We start from the raw sequence: 24,204 nt of genomic DNA, 5'->3' as shown, positions 1-24,204 counted from the left end.
TCCGAAGCGCGCCCGCCGTAGCAATCGCCCATGAGCGCTTCGTGGGCCTGCCCAGCGCGGCGCTCGGCAGGCGACTGCGCGTCCGGATCGCTCAGAGCGCATCCCAGCGGTAACGCACGCCCAGCCAACCGGCACGCGGAGCACTAGGGGCGATGAACTGTTCGTGCCGCCATTCGTCCGGGTCACTTTCGAAGGCATTGCCGGCCCCCACGAACGGGTTCTCTGCCAGCGCTCCGCCGGTGGCGTAGCGCTTGTCGAAGAGGTTGTCGACCCGGCCGAACAGCGTCCAGTCACGTGCGAGCCGGTAATCGGCAGTAAGATTGACCACGGCATAGCCGGGAAGCCTGCCGCGTCCCTCGAACTCGTCGTTGGCCCGATGCCGGTTGTTCTCGTTGCCACGTACGTACTGCGACGAGTACGCCAGCACGCTGGTGCCGAGGCGCAGCCTTTCATCGATATTCCAGTCCAGCCCCAGCTTGAGGTGGTGCTTCGGCAGACCCGGCAGATAATCGCCGCTGGATACGCGGATTTCGTCGTCCGGACAGCCACCCTCGCCCGCGGTGCTGTTGTTCTCGGCAAGCAGGCACGCCGCAGAGCGGAAGGTGGCGTGCAGGTAGGTGTAATCGAGCCGCCAGTCGATCGGCCCTTGCTGGCCGGCCAGGCCCAGCTCGATGCCCTGTCGGCGGGTGCGCCCGAAGTTGGTGAAGTACCCCATGCTGCCACCGGTGCCGACGAACAGCAGGTCGTCATGGTTCATGCTGCGGAAGGCCGTGGCGTTCCAGCGCGTTCCGCCAGCCAGCTCGCCGCGCACACCGACTTCGAGGGTGCGTGTCACCACCTGCTTCAGGAAGGGATCGGCGGCCATGGCGTTGGGCAGGCTGCAGGGGTTCTCCGGATCGGCGCAGCCGAGTTCGATGGGGGTCGGCGCGCGGTTGCCCTGGGTGAAGCCGCCATACAGGGTCACAGCCGGCTGCAGTTGCCAGGCGAAGCCGAGCGCCGGGTTCAGTTTGCGATAGGTGAAGTCACCATCGAGCGCGTCCCCCATGCGATCGGCATTGACCACCCGGGTACGGTTGTAGCGCAGCGAGCCGGTGAGCTGCAGGTCGTCCGTCAGTGACCAGGTGTCGGTGGCGTAGAGGCTGGAAGAGCGGGTGCGACCCAGCAAGCTGTTGGCCTGTTCCTCCTCTTCTGTGGCGCTGATGCCGCGCGAATCGGTCAGCTCACCGCCCTGCTCGCTCTGATGGAAGCTGGCGCGCGTGTTGTCGTGGGCCAGGCCCACGGCGAACTGGTGAGCGCCCACGTAATGCGTCCATTGCAAGGCCAGGCCGAACGCGCGCTGAGCGGTGCGAGTGCGGTTCAACACACCGCTCTCTGGCGCCTCACCCACAAAGCCGTCGTCCTCCCATTGCTCATATTCATCCTCGTATTCGTCGTTGCCGTCGCCGTTGAGCGTTGCGGTGCGGGTACGACGCAAATAGACGGTGCCGGAGAATCGATCGCTGTCGCTCAGCCAGTGGCTGGCCGAGAGCGCCATCAGGTGGCTGCGATTTTCGGTCTGGTCCGGATGGGTGAAGATGGCTTGGCGGCTCCGCTGGTGCATGCTCTCAGGGATCAGGCCGTTGCCGATCAGATCGTTGTCGGCATGAGCCAGGGTCAGCGCCATATCGGTGGTGTCGGTGGTCCAGGCGAACTTGCCGAACAGCTGACGCACGTCCGATGGCGAATGATCGCGCCAGCCGTCCTCCTCCATGCCCTCCGCGGCCAGGTACCAGGACAGCTCTTCATGCTTGCCGCCATGCTCCAATGCGCCGCCCTTGCGCCCGAACGAACCCCCATAGAGTTCCGCCGAGCCACCGGGATGCGTATCGCCACGCTTGGTCTGCAGCGCCAGCGCACCACCCAGGGTATTCAGGCCGTACAGCGGATTGGAGCCCGGGACCAACAGCATGTCGGCGATGGCGGTGCTGGGAATCAGGTCCCAGTGCACCACATCACCAAAGGCTTCGTTGACCCGCACACCATCGAGAAACACGGACAACCCCTGCGGCGTACCGAGCAGCGGCGAGGCGGTGAAGCCGCGGTAGTTGAGATCGGCCTGGTAAGGATTGCCCTGGATTTCGTTAACGTTGACGCTGGGCAGGCCACGTTGCAGCTTCTCGGCGAGCGACTGGCCGCCCAGCTTGCGCAGCTGTTCGTCATCCAGTGTCCGGATATTGGCCGGCACCTGGTCCCTGGGCAGATCGATGCCCGGCAACGGAGTCGTGGCAACCACGTCATCGCGACCAAGATCGAACGCTTCGTCGGCATGCGCCAGGCCAGGCAGGACGCTGGCGATGGCAAGGGACAGCAACGTGCGCCGGGGGATTGCGCTGCGGCAGAGATACGACATGGTTGTTCCTTGTTCTTGTTGGCGGTGCGCGGCGGACAAGCCGCCCGGGCCGCTGCATGATGGCAAGCGGCCAGGCGCGATTATCGAAAGGTGCCCCGCTGCGCCGACAGGGAAGATTTCCCGGCTCTGGCGGGAAATCTTCCCGATTGCCAGGCGCTTGGTATTACGTCCTGTGGACTAGAACGGGCGACGACTTCCAGCGCTCGCAGGCGCTGCCCGTCCGTACGGGCCGTGGAAAGACGGGGAAGCGGCAGCGAAGCGCTGCCAGAGGAAGGTCGCCGCGGCAAGAACCGCGGCAATAATGAATGCGACCGTACCGGGCTGCCGTCAGGCCTCGCAGAGCATGTGGTCGCCGACGCGCAACAGGCCCTGGTCAATCGCCAGGTGCACCAGCTCAGCCTGGGAGCTGACTTCGAGCTTGCTCTTGAGCAGCGCCAGGTGATTGGAGACGGTCTTGCTGCTGATGCACAGCCGTTCGGCGATCTCGCGATTGCCGATGCCCCGGGCGAGCATGATGAAGATCTCCATTTCACGCGGCGTCATATCTGCCAGCCGTCCATTGACGGGGGAGCGCGACGGCCGCTGACAGGCCAGATCGGTCGCCAGCGGCTGCTCGATGAAGGTCTGCCCGGCGAGCACCTTGCGTACCGCCTCGACCAGCACGTCCGGCGCGCAACGCTTGGTCAGGTAACCCGAAGCGCCGGCGTCCAGCGCCTGACGCACCAGCGCCAGCTCGTCGTGCATGCTGAACACCAGCACCGGCAACAGCGGCAATCGCTGGCGCAGGCGCCGGCAGGTCTCCAGGCCACTGATGCCCGGCAGGCCGAGATCGAGCACGACCAGATTCGGAATGCTTTCCTGCACCTGCTGCAGCGCCTGCTCGCCGCTTTCGGCTTCGCTGACACTCACCTCGGGCAACAGGGCCTTGAGCAGGCTGGCATAGCCCTGACGCACCACCGCATGGTCATCCACCAGCAGTATTTTCATCACGTCGCTCCTTCCACAGGCAGGTTCAAATAAAGCGCCCAGCCGTGCCCCGGGCGATGGCGCATGCGCAGCCGCGCGCCGAGACAGCGGGCGTGTTCCACCATCGAACGCAGACCGACCCCGAGCCGCTCAGGCGGCAAGCCATGGCCATCGTCGCGCAGCAACAGCCGCACCCCGTTGCGATCGGCCCGTAGCTGGAGTCGCACGCGGGTCGCTCGCGCATGGCGCGCCACGTTGGTCAGTGCCTCCTGCACCATGCGGTACAGGTGCAACTTGGCCTCCATCGACAGCGGTGGCAGCGCACCCTGCAACTGCAGTTCGCACTCGATCCCCTGGGTGCTCTGCCACTGCTCGGCAAGCTGGCCGATGGCATCGGCCAGCTCGAGGTGATCGAGCATCACCGGGTAGAGGTCGCGCACCAGGGTGCGGAAACCGTTCTGCAGATCCAGACTGTGCTGTTCGAGATGGGCCGCGGTTTCACGCACGGCATCCGGCTGGTCCGCCTGGACCCGCAACAGGCAGGCCCGGGCGCGGATGCCTGCCAGGTACTGTCCCAGGTCGTCATGCAGGGCCTGCGCCAGACGGGTGCGCTCGCGTTCCTGCAGCGCGAGCAGCGCCTGTGTCAGCCGGTCGTTATCCGCTCGCGTGTCTTCCAGCGCGGCAGCCATGTGATTGAAGCGCTCGGCGAGTTCGCGCGCCTCGGCGAAGCGATGGGGCGGCAGCCGGGTATCGAGCCGCCCGTCGGCGATACGCACCAACGCGCCGAACAGCTCTGCCAACACACGCATGCCGGGGCGCACCGCCCAACGGATCGCCAACAGGCAAAGCAGCAGGGCCACTCCGAAAAGAGCCAGCAGCTGCAACAGCGAATCCCTGACTTCCTCGACCTCGTCGCTCGGATCGACGCTGATCTGCAGGCGCTCGCCCCCGGGAAGCTGCAGCTCACTGGGAGCGGCCAGCTCTGCCGGATACAGCCACGTGCCGAGCCAGTCGGTGAGCAGCGTATCGCCGCCGTCGGTCGCTGGCTGCCCGGGCGACAGCCAGCGCACCCGCACATGCCGCAGGCTATCGGTAAGTTCGGGGCGCAAGGTGGCGGGATCGCGCTCGGCCATCTCGCCGAGGTAGGCAACCACGGCTGCCGCAGCATCCAGTTCGCGCTGCACGTCGTGGCTCGCCTGGCGCAGCAGCACAGCCAGGCAGACCATCGCCACGAGGGCGAAGAACAGTGCCACCAGCAGGTTCAGTCGCCAGAGCGCGGACATATCGGCTACCTCCGGAATTCAGCCACCTTCGCGTGTCGCCTCACTTGACCACGAAGCGGCCTTCCATGCCCTTGCCCTCGAGCCCCTTGCAGTAGAACGGGTAGCTGCCCGGCTTGACCGGCAGGAAGAAAATCTCGGCCTCGCCGGCATCCTCGAACTCCAGCTCGACCAGGGTAATGGCCTTGATCTCCACACCGCCGGCCTCGACCTTGCGCAAGAAGATCGACTTGGCGAACTCCGGAGCCTGGAACGCGCATTCCTTCTGGCCGTCGGAGCTGACCTTGAGCTGGTAAGCGACACCGGTCTCCAGCTGGTATTCCTTCTGCGAGACGGCGTAGTCGCTTTCCTCTGAACCGAAACGCAGGTCCGGCAGAGCCTGGGTGCGGCGTGTGAGATCGCCGGCGGCGTGGCTGCAATCGAAGCCGATCAGGCTGCCGATGAACAGAACGTTGAGCAGCAGAGCTTTGTAGGTGGGCATGGCACTGGCCTCTTTATTGTTGTCGGTGCCCATCCTAAGGCGCCGCGCTCGCCACCACCTCCTACCTTGGTAGCGCCTCGCGGCCAGCAGAGGTCGCCACGTCGAGCCCGGCCAGCATTGGAATCTGGGCCGGCCGGCCACTCGATTCAGCGCAAAGGCAGCACAGGTCTCGCGGGCCGGAAGACCGCCGCATGCCCCTCCACAGCCATACCGCTACCAAAGTATCGGTACCAAGGTACGGATCAACTTCCCTGAGGTCCGGCCGCAATATCTCGATATCAATGATGCCAATTGGACATCACCCATTTCGCGCAACCGCCGAGGCGCGATCACGCGCTCGAGGGCTCGCCGCAGCTGTCTTCTCATGCGTTATCAGGAGTCGTACCGTGATGCCTCTCAAATCCATCCAGCAGCGAATAGCGGTTATCGGCGGCTTATGCCTGCTGATATCCGCGGGAATCTTGATCGGCTACAGCGTTTATCTGGCCAGTTCCACCCAGCATCTGGTGTCGACCCGTGTCAGCCAGCAGGCACAGGAAGACGCGTTGCAGAACCTGCAACACCTCGCCGGCCAATACGCCGAAGAGATCCGCACCGAGTTCACCGAGGCGCTGGAAACGGCGCGCAGCATGGCAACCACCTTCGCGGTCGCCAAGTCGAAGGAGAACGGCGGATTGCAGGTCGGCCGCGACGAGGTCAACGCGGTCTTGCTGAACGTGCTGAAGAGTCAGCCGGACTTCAACGGAACCTATTCGTGCTGGGAACCGGACGCGATCGACGGCCAGGACTACCTCTTCACCGACGGGCAGAACGGCAACAACGCTCAGACCGGACGCTTCACGCCTTACTGGACGCGAAGCGCAGACGGCAAGATCGCCGTCCAGCCATTGGTGGAATACGACACCCAGGACACGCACCCCAACGGCGTACTCAAAGGCGGCTGGTACATCGGCCCGCGGGAAACCCTCAAGGAGAGCGTGCTCGGCCCTCTGCCATATGTCGTACAGGGCAGGCAGGTCTGGTTGGCGACGCTCTCGGTACCAATCATCGCGGACGGTCGCTTCCTCGGTGTGGCCGGTACCGACTATGACCTCGACTTCGTCCAGCGTATCAGCCAGGAAGTCTCCGCAAAGCTGTTCGAGGGCCAGGGTGAAGTGGCGATCGTCAGCGATCAGGGCTTGATCGTGGCGGAGAGCCGGTATCCCAACCTGATCGGCCAGCATTTCCAGCAGGTACTGCCGGACGCGTGGCGGCCCGCTCTGGATTCGATCCAGAAAGGCGAACGGCTTGCGCGGCTGGATGACAACGGAATGATGATCGTCCTGGCGCCGATTCACCTGGGCCGCACCGGCAAACCCTGGTCGATGATGCTCAAGATCGACAAGCAGATCGTCCTGGCTAAGGCGACCGAACTCAAGGCCGAGATGGACGCGCAGAGCCAACGAAGCATGCTGCAGCAGGTCGGCGCCGGGGTCGTCATATCGCTACTCGCAGTGATTGCGCTATGGCTCTCGGCACGCGCGATTGCCCTGCCCATCCGCAGGGCCGCACAACTGGCTGGTGCGATTCAGAAGGGCGACTTCTCGCAGCGCCTGGGGCATCGCTCGGCGGATGAAGTAGGCCAGCTCTCGGCCAGCCTCGATCGCATGGCAGACAGTCTGCAGGAGCAGGTGCATGTCGCCGAACGCATCTCTCAGGGCGACCTGGCGGTGGAGGTCCGTCTGGCATCCGAACGCGACCAGCTGGGCCTTGCCCTTCGACGAATGGTGGACAACCTGAACGAGCTGGTCTCCCAAGTGCAGCTCAGTTCCGGGCTCATCAACGACAAGGCCGGCCAGGTCACCCGTCTGAGCCACGAGCTATCCACCGGCGCGACCGAGTCGGCCTCGGCCGTCACCGAAATCAGCGCCACCATCAACCAGATGGCGGTACAGATCCGTCAAACCTCCGAGTACGCGAACGAAGCCAACAGTCTCTCGCGCAAATCCGAACACTCGGCGCGAGGCGGCAACGAGCTGATGGCGACGTTGAAGGCCGCCATGCAGGAGATCAATCAGTCCGGCCTGGATATCACCAACATCATCAGAGCGATCGAAGAGATCGCGACACAGACCAACCTGCTTGCCCTGAACGCGGCCATCGAGGCGGCTCGCGCCGGCGAGCATGGTCGCGGATTCGCCGTGGTCGCGGACGAGGTGCGACAGCTCGCGGCACGCAGTGCCGAGGCTGCGCAACGCTCGACCCGCCTGATTCAGGAATCCAACGCGCGGACGGTCAAGGGTATGGAGTTGACCGACGACACCGCGCAAGCACTGGAGGCCATCGTTCGGGGGGCAGCGCAGGTATCGCAACTCGTGGAAGAGATTGCGCAGGCTTCGAGCCAGCAGGCGTCCGGCATCGAACAGGTCAGCCAGGCCATCGGCCAGATCGATGAAGTGGTGCACCACAACAGTTCGAACTCGGATCAATCGACCCAGGCGGCTCAGGAACTGACGCAGCAGGCGCGGCAGATGATCGAGCAGGTCGGACGCTTCAAGGTCCGCTCGGTACGCTAGTCGATCAAGGAGAAGCGGCGCCCTTGCGCCGCTTCTCTACTACCTTGGTACCGCCCCGCCGGTACTTTCTGCATATTCCCCCGCTCCGCCATGGTTCCTATGCTGCCTGCAACGTCACAGGAGCTGCCCATGCGCCACGTATTACGACGAGCCGGTTTGCTGGCCGCCCTCGCCTGCTGTGCGCCCTTCGCTCTGGCGGCTGCCGGGGCCGAGCTTGAGGTGCGTATCGGCTATCTCGGCTACCGCCCCGATCCCGGTCCGCTGCTCTCCAACGTGATCCCCGAACCGGAGGACGCCGGCCTGCGTGGGGCCGAACTCGCCATCACCGACAGCAACAGCACCGGGCGTTTCCTCAAGCACAGCTACGTGCTGGACGCCGTGACCAGCGAAACCTCCGACGACCTGCTGCAGCAGGCAGCCCGGCAGCATGGCGACGGGCTGCGCCTGTTCGTGGTCAACGCGCCGGCCGCGACGCTGCGCCAGCTCGCCGAAGCGATGCCGGACAGCCTGCTGATCAACGCCGGTAGCGCGGACGATGCGCTGCGCAGCCAGAACTGCCAGGTCAACGTGCTACATACGCTGCCCAGTCGAAGCATGCTCGCCGACGCCCTTGGCCAGTTTCTCGCTGCGCGGCGCTGGAACCGCTGGATGCTGATCGTCGGCCCTACCGAAGACGACCAGGCCTACGCCGAGGCGCTGAGGCGCGCGGCCAAGCGTTTCGGCCACCGCATCCTGGTGGAAAAGGCCTGGAGCTTCGACAACGACCAGCGCCGCAGCGCCCAGGCGGAGATGCCGCTGTTCACCCAGGCCGCCGAGTATGACGTGGTGCTGGTGGCCGACGAGCGCGGCGACTTCGGCGAGTACGTGCCCTACCAGACCTGGTTGCCGCGCCCGGTTGCCGGCACTCAGGGTCTGACCGCAACCGGCTGGCACAAGACCGTCGAGACCTACGGCGCCGCGCAGCTGCAGAAGCGTTTCGAGGCTCATGCCAACCGCTGGATGAACGATCGCGACTTCGCCGCCTGGATGGGTGTGCGCAGCCTCGCCGCGGCCGTCACACGCCTGCGCAGCACCGACGCCGCGGCGATCCGCCAGCTGTCGCTCAGTGGCGAACTGCCGCTCGACGGCTTCAAGGGCCGCAAGCTGAGCTATCGCGCCTGGGACGGCCAGCTGCGCCAGCCGATCCCGCTGGTGCACCCACGCGCACTGGTTTCCAACTCGCCGCAGGACGGCTTTCTGCATCCCACCAGCGAGCTGGACACCCTGGGCCTCGATGCGCCGGAAAGCCGTTGCCGCCTTGACCAGCAGGAGCCTTAAACATGCGCCGTGCACTTCTCATGCTGGCTTTAGGCACCCGCCTGGCAAGCGCCGAGACCAGCGATCTGAGCTACGAGTCCTACATCGACAGTGATAAGCGCATCAAATGCCTCTACGGCTACGCTGCCGAAAAGACCGGTGACCACGCTTCGGCCAGGAAGATCTTCGAGGACTGCATTGAGCGTTGGAGCGACGTGTATTCGATGATCTGGCTTGCCCAGATGTACGAATCGGGCTCCGGCGTGCCCGCTGACCAGGCCAAGGCCGCAGCCTTCATGAAGCAGGGCGCGGAACAGCCGGACGACGCCGCCTACGTCAGCCTGGCGCGCTATCACTGGGGCGTGGCCCTGGCCGAAGGCCGCGGCGTCGACGCCGATCCCGATGCCGCACGCGCCTGGCTGGAACGTGCCGCAGCCGGTGGTCAGCAGGAAGCCGCCGACTACCTCATGCGGCTGGATGCCACCCGCACAACAGAATAACGACAAGAGAGCTCAAACATGCCCAGAACTGCCTTTGCCTCTGCGATCACTCTGGCCCTGGTCTTCGCCAGCGGCTCCGCGGCCGCGGCTACCGCCTATGTCTCCAACGAGAAGGACGACAGCATCAGCGTCATCGATCTCGACAAGATGGAGACCGTCGAGACGCTGCAGGTCGGAATGCGCCCGCGCGGCCTCACCCTCTCCCATGACAACAAGCTGCTCTACATCTGTGCCAGCGATTCGGACACCGTGCAGGTGATGGATCTGGCCACCCGCCAGATCATCAAGCAGCTGCCGTCCGGCGCGGACCCCGAGCAGTTCGCCCTGCACCCCAACAACAAGTGGCTGTACATCTCCAACGAGGACGATGCGCTGGTCACCGTGGTCGATGTCGACAAGGAAGAGGTGCTCGCGCAGATCGATGTCGGCGTCGAGCCGGAGGGCATGGCAGTCAGCCCGGACGGCAAATGGGCAGTCAACACCAGCGAAACCACCAACATGCTGCACTGGATCGACACCAGTACTAACCAGCTGGTGGACAACACCCTGGTCGACCAGCGCCCTCGCCACGTCGAGTTCACCAAGGACAGCAAGCTGCTCTGGGCCTCGGCCGAGATCGGCGGAACGGTCAGCGTGGTGGATGTGGACAAGCGCGAAATCCTCAAGACCCTGACCTTCAAGATCAAGGGCGTGCACCCGGACAAGGTTCAACCGGTGGGTATCAAGCTCACTTCCGACGGCAAATACGCCTTCATCGCACTGGGCCCGGCCAACCACATCGCGGTGGTCGATGCGAAGACCTACGAGGTGCTGGACTATCTGCTGGTCGGTCGACGCGTCTGGCACATGGCGTTCAACCCCGACGAGAGCCTCCTGCTGACCACCAACGGCGTCAGCGGCGACGTCTCGGTGATCGATGTGGCCAAGCTGAAGGTCACCAAGTCGATCAAGGTCGGTCGCTACCCCTGGGGTGTGGTGGTCACGCCATGAGCGCGCTGGAGGTCAGCGACGTGGCCTTCGCCTATGGCGCGCGACGTGCGCTGGACGGTGTCAGTTTCGCCGCCGCCAAAGGGAGATTCACCGCACTGCTGGGGCCGAACGGCGCGGGCAAGTCGACATTGATCGCCCTGCTCACGCGCCTGTACGACCTGCAACGGGGGCAGATCCGCATCGCCGGCTTCGGTCTGCGCGAGGCGCCGCGCCAGGCGCTCGCCCGCCTCGGCGTGGTGTTCCAGCAGAGCACGCTGGACCTGGACCTGACCGTCGAGCAGAACCTGCGCTACCACGCCGCCCTGCACGGCATGCCGCGGGCCTTGGCGAATGAACGCATCGAACTCGAGCTGCAGCGCCAGCAGCTCGGCGAACGGCGCCGCAGCAAGGTGCGTGAACTCAACGGCGGTCACCGCCGACGCGTCGAGATCGCCCGCGCGTTGCTGCATCGCCCAGAGTTGCTGTTGCTCGACGAGGCCAGTGCAGGCCTCGACCCTGCCAGCCGCCAGGCACTCAACCAGCATGTGCGAGCGCTATGCCGTGACGAGGGCATGAGCGTGCTCTGGACCACTCACCTGCTCGATGAGGTCCAGGCCGATGACGATCTGCTGGTGCTCAATCGCGGCCGTCTGGTCGCTCAGGGCAGCGTGGCGAGCCTGGCCCTCGATGGCGAGGATCTGGCAGCGAGCTTTGCACGGCTGACCGGGAGCGACGCGCAAGGCGCAGGGCTCGATGGAGCAGCACATCGGTCCGCAGCCATGCCGCCGAAAACACCCGAGCCCGCTGGCGAAAGCACGGGACTCGCCTCTGGAGCGAAACACTCATGACTGCCTATTGGGAATGCCTGCGCGGCATCGTCCTGCGTGAGTGGCTGCGTTTCGTCCAGCAGCGCTCGCGTTTTCTCAGCGCGCTGGTGCGCCCGCTACTCTGGCTGGTGGTGTTCGCCGCCGGCTTCCGCGCGGCACTGGGCATCGCCATCATTGAACCGTACGACACCTACATCACCTACGAGACCTACATCGTGCCGGGGCTGGCCTGCATGATCCTGCTGTTCAACGGCATGCAGGGCTCGCTGTCGATGGTCTACGACCGCGAGATGGGCAGCATGCGTGTCTTGCTGACGAGCCCGCTACCGCGCAGCTTCCTGCTCACCAGCAAGCTGCTGGCCACGGCGCTGATCTCACTGCTGCAGGTCTATGCCTTCCTCGCCATTGCCTGGTTCTACGGCGTGCAACCGCCGCCGCTGGGTCTGCTGGTCGCCCTGCCCGCCCTGCTGCTGGTGGCGCTGATGCTGAGTGCCCTGGGGTTGCTGCTGTCAAACGGCATCCGCCAGCTGGAGAACTTCGCCGGGGTCATGAATTTCGTGATCTTCCCCATGTTCTTCCTGTCCTCGGCGCTGTATCCGCTGTGGAAGATGCGCGAAGCCAGCGAATGGCTGTACTGGATCTGCGCCATCAACCCGTTCACCCATGCCGTGGAACTGGTGCGCAACGCCCTGTACCTGCGCCTGGCGCCTACTGCGTTGCTGGTGTGCCTCGGGCTGACCGTCATCTTCAGCCTGCTCGCAGTGCTCAGCTTCAACCCCCAGCACGCCGCGTTGCGCCGGTCGGCATGAGACGACTACTACTTTGGTACCGGTTCTCCCCTCCATCGTAGGATTTCAAAGACGTGGCCATTGTTCTGTAATCGACCCACCCAAACCCTAAGGAATACGGACTATGTTCAGGTCGCTGCTGCCCTTGCTGATCGCCGCGCTGCCTGGTTTCGGCATGTCCGTGACTGCCGTGGCCGAAGAGCAGCTCGCCCTGTTCTCTGCCGAGGGTTACCGCCAGACGCAATACCGCAGCCCGACGCCGGCAACCGCCGAGGGCGCGCAGACGCTGGATACCGCGGCACTCCAGGCATTGCTGGCAAAGGAGCCTGACGTGGTGCTGGTGGACGTCTATCGCAGTCAGTGGTTGGCTGGTCGCTTCGTCGACAGCGAGCCCCACGCCAACCTGCCGGGCAGCATCTGGCTGGCCAACACCGGCGATGGAAATCTGCAGCCCGAATGGGCAAGCTACTTCAGTGACAACCTGAAACGACTCAGCCAGGGCGATGCCGAGCGACCGCTGGTGTTCTACTGCCGCTCCGATTGCTGGCTGGGCTGGAACGCAACCAGGCGCGCCCATGCCTTGGGCTATAAACGCCTGTACTGGTATCGCGACGGGGTGGACGGCTGGGAGCAGGCGGGACTGCCGTTGCACCCGGCGACACCGGAGCCGCTGCCTGGCGACGACTGACCTACCGCGCGCGAGCACGCCCCACCATAATCACAACAAAGAGGTGACCGGCCTTGTACAAGATCCTGATTGCGGACGACCACCCGCTGTTCCGTGAAGCCATCCATAACGTCATCCGCGACGGCTTTCCCGACAGCGAAATCCTCGAGACTGCCGATCTCGACAGCGCGCTTGCCTTGACGCTGGAGCACGATGATCTCGATCTGGTGCTGCTGGACCTGAACATGCCCGGCATGCACGGGCTGAACGGCCTGATCAACCTGCGCAACGAGGCGCCGACCATTCCGGTGGTGATCGTCTCGGCCGAGCAGGACAAGCAGATCGTGCTGCAGGCGATCACCTATGGCGCGGTCGGCTTCATCACCAAATCTTCGCCACGTGCACAGATGACCGAAGCCATCGAGCAGATCCTCAATGGCAATGTCTACCTGCCGTCGGACATCATTCGCAGCCAGAAGAGCCCGAGCCGCCACTCGCACCACAGCGAGCCCTCCATCCCGCCGGAGCTGCTGCAGGCGCTGACGCGCAAGCAATTGCTGGTACTCGAACGCATGACCAAGGGCGAGTCGAACAAGCAGATCGCCTACAACCTGGACATCGCCGAGACTACGGTAAAGGCCCACGTATCGGCGATCCTGCGCAAGCTCAACGTGCACAACCGGGTCCAGGCGATCCTTTCCGCCGGCGACATCGACTTCACCGCCTACCTGCGCCGCTGAACACGGCGCAGGCAGCAACCAGCCCTATCGACACGCCGCCTGCGCCCCTTCGAACCAGGCGAGCTTCTCGCGCAGCTGCACCACTTCGCCGACGATCAGCAGCGTCGGTGCCTGCACGTCTTCCTGTGCGATGCGCCCGGCCAGTGTCCCCAGCGTAGCAGTGAAGACACGCTGGTTGCTGGTGGTGCCCTGCTGCACCAGCGCGGCGGGTGTTTCCGCCGACCGTCCATGAGCGATCAGCTGCTGGCAGATCACCGGCAGCCCCACCAGCCCCATGTAGAACACCAGCGTCTGCGCCGGCGCGGCCAGCTCGGACCAGGGCAGATCGCAGCTGCCATCCTTGAGGTGCCCGGTGACGAAACGTACCGACTGGGCATGGTCACGATGGGTCAGCGGAATACCGGCATAGGCCGCGCAGCCACTGGCAGCGGTGATACCCGGCACTACCTGGAATGGCACGCCATGTGCGGCCAGCTCTTCGATTTCCTCGCCACCGCGGCCGAAGATGAACGGGTCGCCGCCCTTCAGCCTGAGCACGCGCTTGCCCTGCTTGGCCAGTGTCACCAGCTGCTGGTTGATCTGCTCCTGCGGCACGGCATGATCCGCACGTTGCTTGCCGACGTAGATGCGATCGGCATCGCGCCGGCACAGGTCGATGATCGCCGGGGCGACCAGTCGGTCGTAAAGCACCACATCGGCCTGCTGCATCAGCCGCAGGGCACGGAACGTCAACAGGTCCGGATCACCGGGACCGGCACCGACCAGATAAACCTCGCCCAGCGCCTTCGGCGCCGCGCCGGCAAGCTTCTCGGCCAGCAGCCGTTCGGCCTCGGCGGTCCGCCCGGCCAGCGCCTGCTCGGCGATAGGCCCCTGAAACACCTCTTCCCAGAACACCCGCCGTTGCTGCACGTTGGCGAACCTGGCCTTGACCTGGGCACGAAACTGTTTTGCCAGCCCGGCCAGCTGACCGTAGGCTGCCGGGATCCAGGTCTCGATGCGCGCACGGATCAGCCGCGCCAGCACCGGTGCGTCGCCACCACTGGAAACGGCGACCACCAGCGGCGAGCGATCGACGATGGCCGGGAAGATCACGCTGCACAGCTGCGGCGAGTCGACCACGTTCACCGGAACGCCAAGCGCATTGGCATGCTGCGATACCGTAGCGTTCAGCGGTTCGTCATCGGTCGCCGCGATGGCCAGCACACAACCCTGCAGATCCTGCCGGTCGTAACCGCGATCCAGGCATTCCCCCGCGCCCGCGTGCACCAGCTCGACCAACTGCGCCTCGATGCTCGGCGCCACCACCCGCAAGCGTGCCCCCGCGTCGCTCAGCAGTCGCGCCTTGCGCAGTGCGATCTCGCCGCCGCCGACGATCAGCACCGTGCGGCCCTTTAGGTTGTGGAACAGCGGGAGGTATTCCATGGGCGAATCCTGGGAGGTCGTTTGAGGTATGGGCATCACAGCCATTACGGCCGCGATGCCCCTTGTCGAAGATCAAGGATCCAGCCTGATGCCAGGACCGCGTTGACGCAGCGCGCCGAAGCCTCAGCCGATGACTTCGATGCCGCCCATGTACGGCTTCAGCACCTCGGGCACCAGAATGCGCCCGTCGGCCTGCTGGTAGTTCTCCAGCACGGCGACCAGCGTACGGCCGACCGCCAGGCCCGAGCCGTTGAGCGTATGGACCAGCTCCGGCTTTCCGGTTTCCGGATTGCGATAGCGCGCCTGCATGCGCCGCGCCTGGAAGTCACCGCAGTTGGAGCAGGAAGAAATCTCGCGGTACTTGTCCTGGCTCGGCACCCAGACTTCCAGGTCGTAGGTCTTGGTCGCGCCGAAGCCCATGTCACCGGTGCACAGTGACAACACACGGTAAGGCAGCTCCAGCAACTGCAGCACCTTCTCGGCGTTGCCGGTCAGCTCTTCCAGCGCCTCGAAAGACTTCGACGGCTCGACGATCTGCACCATCTCGACCTTGTCGAACTGGTGCTGACGGATCATGCCGCGGGTATCGCGCCCGGAGGCGCCGGCCTCGCTGCGGAAACACGGCGTGTGGGCGACGAACTTCAGCGGCAGTTGCTTGGCATCGAGAATCTCGCCGGCCACGATGTTGGTCAGCGACACTTCTGCGGTCGGGATCAGGTAGAAGTCTGCCTCACCTTCGCGGCTGATCTTGAACAGATCGTCCTCGAATTTCGGCAGCTGACCGGTGCCCTGCAGCGCAGGCGCCTGCACCAGATAGGGGGTATAAGCCTCTTCGTAGCCATGCTCACGGGTGTGCAGATCGATCATGAACTGCGCCAGGGCGCGATGCAGGCGGGCGATCGGCCCACGCATCAGGGCGAAGCGGGCGCCGGACAGTTTGGCGGCGGTCTCGAAATCCAGCCAACCGTGCTGCTCGCCCAGGGTGACATGATCCTGCACCGGGAAGTCGAAGGCCTTCGGCGTGCCCCAGCGGCGAACCTCGACGTTCTCTTCCTCGTCCGCACCGACCGGCACGGACTCGTGCGGCAGGTTGGGGATGCTCAGCATCAGCTGGTCCAGCTCACTCTGGATGCGGTCCAGCTCCTGCTTGCCGGATTCGAGTTCGCTGCCCATGCGATCCACATCGGCGAGCAACGGGGCGATGTCCTCACCGCGCTGCTTGGCCTGGCCGATGGACTTGGAACGCGCATTGCGCTCGGCCTGGAGTTGTTCGGTGCGGGTCTGCACGGTCTTGCGCTGGGCCTCCAGCGCTTCGATGCGCGCCACGTCCAGCTGGTAGCCACGGGTGGCCAGGCGGGCCGCCACGTCCTGTAGCTGAGTGCGTACCAGTTTCGAATCAAGCATGGTGGGTCTCGTCTGTGAAAGCTTGGATGAAGGGCGAAGAGGGAGCGAAGTTTACTGTGAACGGCCGTCGGTTCATAACCTGGCGAGCGCCAGACCCGCCCAGGCCGCGAGCAGACCACCGAGCACGCTGCCGCCGACGTAGGCGAAGGCAGTCGCCAACTGGCCGCTTTCCAGCAGGCGCAGTGCATCCAGCGAAAAACTGGAGAACGTCGTGAGTGCGCCAAGAAAGCCGATGATCAGTGCACCACGCAGCTCCGGCGAAATATCCGGCCGGGCGAGAAAGGTGGCGTAGAGATAGCCGATCAGCAGGCAGCCCAGCAGGTTCACCGCCAGGGTAGCCAGATAGAAATGCCGCGGCCATTGGGCGCTGACCCAGGTCGCGAGCGCAAAGCGCAGCAGGGTTCCGATCACGCCGCCGCAGGCGACGGCGAAAGCCATGCGGATCATTCCTTTCTCCGTTGGATGGGGCTTTCGCGATCGAGTCGGGCGAGGTGCTCCAGCTTGTCGCGGATCTTGCTTTCCAGGCCGCGAGGCACAGGGTGGTAGTAACGACGCGGCTCCATGGCCTCGGGAAAGTAATCCTCACCGGCGGCATAGGCGTCCGGCTCGTCATGGGCATAGCGGTACTCGTTGCCGTAGCCCAGCTCCTTCATCAGCCTGGTCGGCGCGTTGCGCAGATGCAGCGGCACTTCCTGCGAGCCGTTTTCCGCCGCGTCGCGCATGGCCGCCTTGAACGCGGTATAGACGGCATTGCTCTTCGGCGCGCAAGCGAGATAGACGATTGCCTGCGCCACGGCCAGCTCCCCTTCCGGGCTGCCCAGGCGCTCCTGCACGTCCCAGGCGTTCAGGCACAGCGGCAGCGCGCGGGGGTCGGCATTGCCGATCTCTTCGCTGGCCATGCGCACCACTCGGCGGGCGATGTACAGCGGGTCGCAGCCGCCATCGAGCATGCGCGCAAACCAGTACAGCGCAGCATCCGGATTCGAGCCGCGCACCGATTTGTGCAGCGCCGATATCTGGTCGTAGAAGGCCTCGCCACCCTTGTCGAAACGACGGCGACTGTCGCCCAGCAGATCCTGCAGCAGGTCGGTGCTGATGACGCCACCCTGCTCGGCCAGGTCGGAGGCGTTCTCCAGAAGATTGAGCAGCCGCCGCCCATCGCCATCCGCCGCCGCCAGCAGCATCTGGAAGCTCTCTTCCGGCAGCGTGAGATGGAGCTCGCCAAGGCCCTTGGGCTCGGTCAGCGCGCGCGTCACCAGCTTGCGCAAGGCCGCTTCGTCCAGGCTTTTCAGCACATAGACGCGGGCCCGCGAGAGCAAGGCGTTGTTGAGTTCGAAAGAGGGGTTTTCGGTGGTGGCGCCGATAAAAATCAGCGTGCCGTCTTCCACATAGGGCAGGAAGGCATCCTGCTGGGACTTGTTGAAGCGGTGCACTTCGTCGACGAACAGGATGGTCCGCCGGCCGTACTGCGCCGCCTGCTGCTTGGCGATCTCCACCGCCTGGCGAATCTCCTTGACCCCGGCGAGCACGGCGGAAACCGTCTCGAAATGGGCATCGGAAACCTTGGCCAAGAGCCGCGCCAGGGTCGTCTTGCCTACACCGGGTGGGCCCCAGAACACCATGGAATGCAGCGCGCCCTGCTCCAGCGCCTCGCGCAACGGCTTGCCGCGGGCAAGCAGATGTTCCTGCCCGACGTATTCGTCGAGGCTGGCTGCGCGCAGGCGCGCGGCAAGCGGCTGGGCGACGGGTTCGCGGCTGAACAGGTCCATTGCCGGCGGGATTACCTCGATTGCAGCGGCCCGCCAGGCGGGCCCGCCGTGAAAAACGGATGCCGAACGCCGATCACTCGGCGATGACGTCGGCCCCTTCGGGAATCTCGAAGGTGAACAGGTCGGCCTTGAGCGGCTGATTCATCTTCACCCCCATGAAGAGGATATTGGTGCGCTGACCGACACTGTCGATCAGCTGCATGTCATTGATCACGCCACCGCGGAAGGACAGCCGCAGGTTGTCGAACAGAGTGTCCTTGGCCTTGGGCTTGAGGGTGAAGTCCACCACATCCCCCGCCTCCTTGTGCGAGACCTCGAAGTTCTCGCTGATGGTGGAGACGTCGCCGGACAGCAGCAAAGCCGGTGTGTGTGTCAGGCGCTGGTCGAGCTCCTGGATGGTGACCTGCTCGAGATCCGGGTCATACAGCCACACCTTCTTGCCGTTGGACACCAACAGCTGCTCCATCGGCGCATCGGTGTGCCAGCGGAACTGGCCGGGACGCTTGAGCGCCAGCTCCCCGGAGGTCTCCTGCAGCTGGGTGCCACTGCCGTCGAGCGAGAGCTGCGAGAAGCGGCCAGTCAGGGTTTCGGCCTGGTTGAGCAGGCCGGTCAGGCGTTTGGTAGAAGCCGCCTGGTCGGCGTGGGCCGGTGCCAGAGCGACCATCAGGACAGATGCACACAGCAAACGGATCAATTGCATGTAGCCCTCGAAGCGATTCAATCGCGCATGGGTGGCGGCGCGATGACCTCGCGCGAGCCGTTGGTATTCATGGATGTCACCACGCCGGCCATTTCCATGGCCTCGATCATGCGTGCGGCGCGGTTGTAGCCGATCTTCAGCTTGCGCTGCACGGCGGAGATCGACGCGCGGCGGCTTTCGGTGACAAAGCGGACGGCCTCGTCGTACAGCGGGTCTTCCTCGCTGCCCTCGCCTCCACCTTCGCCACCACCGCCTTCGAAGCCGCTACCAGCCTCTTCCACGCCGGCCAGGATGTCCTCGATGTAGTCGGGCGCTCCGCGGGCCTTCCAGGCTTCGACCACACGATGCACCTCGTCATCGGAGACGAACGCACCATGCACGCGGATCGGCAGGCCGGTGCCCGGCGGCAGGTAGAGCATGTCACCGTGACCGAGCAGCTGCTCGGCGCCGCCCTGGTCGAGGATGGTGCGCGAGTCGATCTTGCTCGACACCTGGAAGGCCATGCGCGTCGGGATGTTGGCCTTGATCAGACCGGTGATCACGTCCACCGACGGACGCTGGGTGGCGAGGATCAGATGAATCCCCGCGGCCCGCGCTTTCTGCGCAATGCGGGCGATCAGCTCTTCGACCTTCTTGCCGACGATCATCATCATGTCGGCGAACTCGTCGACCACCACCACGATGGTCGGCAGGCTCTTCAGATAAGGCGGCTCGTCATCCATCGACTCGCGCTTGTACAGCGGGTCGTGCAGCGGCGTTCCGGCCTCTTCCGCTTCCTTGATCTTGCGATTGAAACCCGCCAGGTTGCGCACGCCCATGGCCGCCATCAGCTTATAGCGCCGCTCCATCTCGGCCACGCTCCAGCGCAGCGCGTTGGCAGCCTCCTTCATGTCGGTGACCACCGGGCAGAGCAGGTGCGGAATGCCCTCGTAGATCGACAGCTCGAGCATCTTCGGGTCGATCATGATCAGCCGCGCCTCTTCCGGCGTCGACTTGAACAGAATCGACAGGATCATCGCATTGACCCCCACCGACTTACCGGAACCGGTAGTACCGGCCACCAGCAGATGCGGCATCTTCGCCAGGTCGGCGATGACCGGTTTGCCGCCGATATCGTGACCGAGCGCCAGGGTGACCGGCGACTTGGCGTCGTCATAAGGCGCTGACGACAGCACCTCGGAGAAACGGACGATCTGCCGATCCTCGTTGGGAATCTCGATGCCCACGGTAGTCTTGCCGGGAATGACCTCGACCACGCGCACGCTGACCATGGCCATCGAACGCGCCAGGTCCTTGGCCAGATTGGAGATGCGGCTGACCTTGACGCCGGCCGCAGGCTGGATCTCGAAACGGGTAATCACCGGGCCTGGGTGAACCGACTCGACCACCACCTCGACGCCGAACTCCTTGAGCTTGATCTCCAGCAGCCGCGACATGGCCTCGAGAGACTCCGGCGAATACTGCTTCTGCTGCTTCTCGGCTACATCGAGGATGGAAATCGGCGGCAGAGTGCCTTCGACCGCGGTGTCGACGAACAGCGGCGCCTGCTTCTCCTTGAGTACGCGCTTGCTCGGCTCGGCCGGTTTGGGCGGTGCGGGCGGTGTGATCACCGGGGCCGGGCGCTTCTCCAGCTCGCTCATGTGCTTGGCCAGTGCCTCGTCGCGCTCGATGATGCGCTCCTTGACCTTCGCCTGCTCGCGCCGGTCGCGCACCATCGGCGCGGCCACCTCGCTCACCACGTCGTCCGCCTCGCGCAGCTGTGCGACCAGCTGCTTGCGTTCGGCGCGGGCACTCCACCAGCGGCTGAAGAAGCTCTGGATCAACTCCAGCAGGTCGAGCGTGATCTTGCCGGTGATGTCCATCACCTTGAACCAGGAAAGGTCGGTAAAGACCGTCAGCCCGAACAGGAAGAACGCCAGCAAGGCGAGCGTGCTGCCCTGCACGTTGAGCGTCTGCACCGCCAACTGGCCAAGGCTTTCGCCCAGCGCACCGCCTGAGGATGCCGGCAAGGCTTCGCCGCCCTGAAAATGGATATAGGCGAGCGCCGAACCGGACAGCACGAGAAACACCAAGCCGATCAGCCGCCAGGAAAACAGCCAGCCATTCCATACCCAGGGCTGGTGACGGGTGCGGAACACCTGCCAGGTCTTGACGCCCAGCAGCAGCGGGAAAAGGTATGCGAAGTAGCCCAGCGCCATGAACAGCACGTCGGCGAACCATGCGCCCGCGCGCCCCGCGGCGTTGCGCACCTGATCGACGTTGCTCGTGTGGGTCCACCCCGGATCGCCCGGATCGTAGGTCAGCAGTGCCATCCACAGGTAGACGCAGAGCGCACCGAGCGCTATCAACGCGCCTTCCTTGAGGCGATAGTGCAATTGTTGTCGCCAGACAGTTGCCGGCGCGGTAGATGAGGAATTCTTCAAAACGCTTTCTTTCCTGCGCCTGCGGCGCGATGAACCGTAGTCAGCCAGAACCCCGGCATTGTACGGGTTTGTCGATTCGATGGCATGCGGGTTCCGCGGCGGCTTGGGCTTTTGCCAATGCTTCGGTGTAGCATAAACGCCCGATTTCCCGGCGCGGCTCGACTGGAGCACGCTTCTCTATTTGCAACAAAGGCTTATGAGGGCTTTTTATGAGTGAAGTCAAGCATTCGCGTCTGATCATCCTCGGCTCGGGCCCGGCCGGTTATACCGCTGCGGTATACGCTGCCCGCGCCAACCTGAAGCCACTGATGATCACCGGCATCCAGCCCGGCGGCCAGCTGACCACCACCACCGAGGTCGACAACTGGCCTGGCGACGTCGAAGGCCTGACCGGCCCGGATCTGATGGTGCGCATGCAGAAACACGCCGAGCGCTTCGACACCGAGATCGTCTTCGATCACATCCATACCGCCGAGTTGCAGCAGCGCCCGTTCACCTTGCGCGGTGACAGCGGCGTCTACACCTGCGATGCGCTGATCATCGCAACAGGCGCTTCGGCGCAGTATCTCGGCCTGCCTTCCGAAGAAGCGTTCGCCGGTCGCGGCGTATCCGCCTGCGCCACCTGTGACGGCTTCTTCTACCGCAACCAGGTGGTCGCGGTCATCGGTGGCGGCAATACCGCGGTCGAGGAGGCGCTGTACCTGTCCAACATCGCCAAGGAAGTCCACCTGATCCACCGCCGCGACAAGCTCCGCTCGGAGAAAATCCTGCAGGACAAGATCATGGACAAGGCGACAAACGGCAACATTCGCCTGCACTGGAACCACACCCTCGAGGAAGTGCTCGGCGACGCCAGCGGTGTGACCGGCGTTCGCCTCAAGAGCACCCTCACTGGTGAAGAGAACACGCTGGACCTCGCGGGCGTATTCATCGCCATCGGTCACAAGCCGAACACCGACCTGTTCCAGGGCCAGCTGGAGATGAAGGATGGCTACCTGAAGATCCGCGGCGGCGGTGAAGGCGATGCCACCTGCACCAGCATTCCCGGAGTATTCGCCGCAGGCGATGTGGCCGACCACGTCTACCGCCAGGCCATCACCTCGGCAGGCGCCGGCTGCATGGCGGCACTGGATGCCGAGAAGTACCTGGACAATTGATCCCAGGCGGGCTTCGGCCCGCCCTCCCCTACCCTGCGTGCCGACATGCTGACCTGGCTAAAGCGCGACGACCTCAGCTTTCCTCCCCTCGAAACGGCTCTGCGCGAACCCAACGGCCTGCTTGCCGCTGGCGGCGACTTGCGGCCCGAGCGACTCCTGGCTGCCTACCGCCACGGCTGTTTCCCCTGGTACCAGGAAGGCCAACCCCTGTTGTGGTGGTCGCCCGATCCGCGCACGGTGCTCTTTCCTGACGAGCTGCATGTATCGCGCAGCCTGCGCAAGCGCATGCGCCACGGCGACTACCGGGTGACCTTCGACAAGGCCTTTGCCGAGGTCATCCAGGGATGCGCCGGCCCGCGGAGCTACGCCGACGGCACCTGGATCACGACACCGATGCAAGACGCTTATGTCAGGCTGCACGAGATGGGCGTCGCTCACTCAGTGGAAGTCTGGCAGCAAGGGCAACTCGTCGGCGGACTCTACGGCATCGCGATGGGTGAGCTATTTTTCGGCGAGTCGATGTTCAGCCGCGCCACCGATGCGTCCAAGGTCGGCTTCGTCACGCTGGTGGAACGGCTGCGCGAATGGGGCTTCGCATTGATCGACTGCCAGATGCCGACCCGCCACCTGGAGAGCTTCGGCGCTCGCAGCATCCCACGCGCGGCGTTCGCCGAGGCACTCGCAATGCATCTGGATCGCCCCAGCGCAGCCGACTGGCGCGCCTAGTCGACCGCGGTAAGCTGGCCTACACTGGGTTCATGATTTCTGAGAGTTGACCATGACTTCACTGGCTCGCCTCAAGTTCTACGCCACCCAGCCCCACGCTTGCAGCTACCTGCCCGACGAACAGGCCACCACCTTGTTCCTCGATCCAAGCCAACCAATGGACGTGCAGGTGTATGCGGAGCTTTCGGAGATGGGCTTTCGTCGCAGCGGGGACCATCTGTATCGCCCCCACTGCCAGCGCTGCTCGGCCTGCATTCCGGCCCGCATCCCGGTGAATGCACCGGAACTCAGTCGCCAACAGAAGCGTATCCTCAAGCGCAACGCCGACCTGCAAGTCCGCGGCGTCCGCCCGGCGTTCAGCGAAGAGTTGTATGCGCTGTATGCCAACTACATCGAGAAACGCCACGCCGATGGCGACATGTATCCACCCAGCCGCGAGCAGTTCAACACCTTCCTGGTACGCGACCTACCATTCTCCCGCTTCTACGAGTTCCGCCTGGATGGCAGGCTGCTGGCTGTCGCCGTCACGGACGTGCTACCCAACGGACTGTCCGCCGTGTACACCTTCTATGATCCGGACGAGGAACGGCGCAGCCTGGGGCGCTATGCGATTCTCTGGCAGATGGGCGAAGCCGCACGCCTTGGCCTGAAGGCCGTCTATCTCGGCTATTGGATCAAGAACTGCCGAAAGATGAACTACAAGACCGAATATCGGCCCATCGAACTTCTGGTCAACCAACGCTGGGTGACGCTCAGCTGAAGTCCTTGGCTCATCGACCCATTTCGGGCACAATGCTTGCCGCTTTTGCCCGTGCATCTACGCGGGCCAATTATCTGGATACCGAGGACTTTACTGAATGTCGAAAGAAGACAGCTTCGAAATGGAAGGTACTGTCGTCGACACCCTGCCCAACACCATGTTTCGTGTGGAGTTGGAAAACGGGCACGTCGTTACTGCGCACATCTCCGGAAAGATGCGCAAGAACTACATCCGGATTCTTACCGGTGACAAGGTTCGCGTGGAGCTGACCCCCTACGATCTGAGCAAGGGTCGCATCACCTACCGCGCCCGCTAAGCGAGCCGCGAGAAAAAACGCCCGGTCTTACCGGGCTTTTTTGTTTGCGCCTATCATCGCGTACCGTCA

The 24,204-nt window shown here is 64.3% G+C and carries 22 protein-coding genes; 12 read left to right on the top strand and 10 right to left on the bottom strand.

Annotated features, from left to right (window positions below):
- Positions 1 to 91: 91 nt before the first annotated feature.
- The 4 genes from ACVRRC_RS14730 to ACVRRC_RS14715 all read right to left on the bottom strand — a co-directional run bounded on the left by ACVRRC_RS14730 (position 92) and on the right by ACVRRC_RS14715 (position 5,116).
- The gene (locus ACVRRC_RS14730; RefSeq protein ID WP_125460407.1) at positions 92 to 2,389 is read right to left on the bottom strand and encodes a TonB-dependent receptor; all 2,298 of its coding nucleotides are present in this window, start codon (positions 2,387 to 2,389) and stop codon (positions 92 to 94) included.
- 327 nt (positions 2,390 to 2,716) lie between these two features.
- Complete coding sequence (locus ACVRRC_RS14725) at positions 2,717 to 3,376, bottom strand: response regulator (RefSeq protein WP_049325385.1); 660 nt, start codon at positions 3,374 to 3,376, stop codon at positions 2,717 to 2,719.
- Positions 3,376 to 4,638 (bottom strand): sensor histidine kinase, encoded by a 1,263-nt coding sequence (locus tag ACVRRC_RS14720; RefSeq protein WP_125919353.1) that lies wholly within the window; start codon positions 4,636 to 4,638, stop codon positions 3,376 to 3,378. Before ACVRRC_RS14720 ends, ACVRRC_RS14725 begins: the two co-directional genes overlap by 1 nt.
- 40 nt (positions 4,639 to 4,678) lie before the next feature.
- Positions 4,679 to 5,116, bottom strand: coding sequence for a cupredoxin domain-containing protein (locus ACVRRC_RS14715; RefSeq protein ID WP_026006449.1), 438 nt, complete (start codon positions 5,114 to 5,116; stop codon positions 4,679 to 4,681).
- A 389-nt stretch (positions 5,117 to 5,505) separates the two neighbouring features.
- Between ACVRRC_RS14715 and ACVRRC_RS14710 the strand changes: the two genes are divergently transcribed.
- From ACVRRC_RS14710 to ACVRRC_RS14675, 8 genes are all read left to right on the top strand, one after another.
- A complete protein-coding gene (locus ACVRRC_RS14710; RefSeq protein WP_472997303.1) occupies positions 5,506 to 7,671 on the top strand; it encodes a methyl-accepting chemotaxis protein in 2,166 nt (721 codons plus the stop codon).
- 129 nt (positions 7,672 to 7,800) lie between these two features.
- Positions 7,801 to 8,988 carry an ABC transporter substrate-binding protein gene (locus ACVRRC_RS14705; protein WP_125886102.1) on the top strand — a complete coding sequence of 396 codons (1,188 nt, stop codon included), beginning with the start codon at positions 7,801 to 7,803 and terminating at the stop codon, positions 8,986 to 8,988.
- Positions 8,989 to 8,990: 2 nt separating this feature from the next.
- Positions 8,991 to 9,467, top strand: coding sequence for an SEL1-like repeat protein (locus ACVRRC_RS14700; RefSeq protein ID WP_011913408.1), 477 nt, complete (start codon positions 8,991 to 8,993; stop codon positions 9,465 to 9,467).
- A gap of 18 nt (positions 9,468 to 9,485) precedes the next feature.
- Positions 9,486 to 10,457 carry a YVTN family beta-propeller repeat protein gene (locus ACVRRC_RS14695; RefSeq protein WP_169917806.1) on the top strand — a complete coding sequence of 324 codons (972 nt, stop codon included), beginning with the start codon at positions 9,486 to 9,488 and terminating at the stop codon, positions 10,455 to 10,457.
- Positions 10,454 to 11,284 (top strand): ABC transporter ATP-binding protein, encoded by an 831-nt coding sequence (locus ACVRRC_RS14690; protein WP_011913410.1) that lies wholly within the window; start codon positions 10,454 to 10,456, stop codon positions 11,282 to 11,284. Before ACVRRC_RS14695 ends, ACVRRC_RS14690 begins: the two co-directional genes overlap by 4 nt.
- Positions 11,281 to 12,072, top strand: a complete 792-nt coding sequence (locus ACVRRC_RS14685; RefSeq protein WP_014596812.1) for an ABC transporter permease — start codon at positions 11,281 to 11,283, stop codon at positions 12,070 to 12,072. Before ACVRRC_RS14690 ends, ACVRRC_RS14685 begins: the two co-directional genes overlap by 4 nt.
- Positions 12,073 to 12,175: 103 nt before the next feature.
- Positions 12,176 to 12,739, top strand: a complete 564-nt coding sequence (locus ACVRRC_RS14680; protein WP_014596813.1) for a PQQ-dependent catabolism-associated CXXCW motif protein — start codon at positions 12,176 to 12,178, stop codon at positions 12,737 to 12,739.
- A 53-nt stretch (positions 12,740 to 12,792) separates the two neighbouring features.
- Positions 12,793 to 13,458 carry a response regulator transcription factor gene (locus tag ACVRRC_RS14675; protein ID WP_014596814.1) on the top strand — a complete coding sequence of 222 codons (666 nt, stop codon included), beginning with the start codon at positions 12,793 to 12,795 and terminating at the stop codon, positions 13,456 to 13,458.
- 24 nt (positions 13,459 to 13,482) lie between these two features.
- Here ACVRRC_RS14675 and cysG read toward each other — a convergent pair whose 3' ends face one another.
- From cysG to ftsK, 6 genes are all read right to left on the bottom strand, one after another.
- On the bottom strand, positions 13,483 to 14,880 hold the full coding sequence (cysG, locus tag ACVRRC_RS14670) for a siroheme synthase CysG (protein ID WP_236450558.1): 1,398 nt from the start codon (positions 14,878 to 14,880) through the stop codon (positions 13,483 to 13,485).
- A 123-nt stretch (positions 14,881 to 15,003) separates the two neighbouring features.
- Complete coding sequence (gene serS, locus ACVRRC_RS14665; protein ID WP_407043351.1) at positions 15,004 to 16,284, bottom strand: serine--tRNA ligase; 1,281 nt, start codon at positions 16,282 to 16,284, stop codon at positions 15,004 to 15,006.
- A 72-nt stretch (positions 16,285 to 16,356) separates the two neighbouring features.
- Entirely contained in the window at positions 16,357 to 16,731 is a 375-nt protein-coding gene (gene crcB, locus ACVRRC_RS14660) for a fluoride efflux transporter CrcB (protein ID WP_014596817.1), read from the bottom strand.
- Positions 16,728 to 18,053 carry a replication-associated recombination protein A gene (locus tag ACVRRC_RS14655; protein ID WP_048329077.1) on the bottom strand — a complete coding sequence of 442 codons (1,326 nt, stop codon included), beginning with the start codon at positions 18,051 to 18,053 and terminating at the stop codon, positions 16,728 to 16,730. The genes crcB and ACVRRC_RS14655 overlap by 4 nt, the downstream gene beginning before the upstream one ends.
- Before the next feature lie 73 nt (positions 18,054 to 18,126).
- Positions 18,127 to 18,753: an outer membrane lipoprotein periplasmic chaperone LolA gene (lolA, locus tag ACVRRC_RS14650; protein WP_003298841.1), complete on the bottom strand. Its 627-nt coding sequence runs from the start codon at positions 18,751 to 18,753 to the stop codon at positions 18,127 to 18,129.
- A gap of 17 nt (positions 18,754 to 18,770) precedes the next feature.
- A complete protein-coding gene (gene ftsK / locus ACVRRC_RS14645; protein WP_272878368.1) occupies positions 18,771 to 21,176 on the bottom strand; it encodes a DNA translocase FtsK in 2,406 nt (801 codons plus the stop codon).
- A 209-nt stretch (positions 21,177 to 21,385) separates the two neighbouring features.
- On the opposite strand from ftsK, the gene trxB reads away from it, so the two are divergent.
- The 4 genes from trxB to infA all read left to right on the top strand — a co-directional run bounded on the left by trxB (position 21,386) and on the right by infA (position 24,135).
- A complete protein-coding gene (gene trxB, locus ACVRRC_RS14640) occupies positions 21,386 to 22,333 on the top strand; it encodes a thioredoxin-disulfide reductase (protein WP_013982938.1) in 948 nt (315 codons plus the stop codon).
- Between the two features lie 45 nt (positions 22,334 to 22,378).
- On the top strand, positions 22,379 to 23,059 hold the full coding sequence (aat, locus tag ACVRRC_RS14635; protein ID WP_045159123.1) for a leucyl/phenylalanyl-tRNA--protein transferase: 681 nt from the start codon (positions 22,379 to 22,381) through the stop codon (positions 23,057 to 23,059).
- 52 nt (positions 23,060 to 23,111) lie between these two features.
- Entirely contained in the window at positions 23,112 to 23,819 is a 708-nt protein-coding gene (locus tag ACVRRC_RS14630; RefSeq protein WP_011913422.1) for an arginyltransferase, read from the top strand.
- Between the two features lie 97 nt (positions 23,820 to 23,916).
- Positions 23,917 to 24,135 carry a translation initiation factor IF-1 gene (infA, locus tag ACVRRC_RS14625; protein WP_002553999.1) on the top strand — a complete coding sequence of 73 codons (219 nt, stop codon included), beginning with the start codon at positions 23,917 to 23,919 and terminating at the stop codon, positions 24,133 to 24,135.
- The last annotated feature ends 69 nt before the right edge of the window (positions 24,136 to 24,204 follow it).

It is taken from the genome of Stutzerimonas sp. LR2, assembly GCF_055755175.1.
This window is presented reverse-complemented; position numbering and strand designations above follow the sequence as displayed.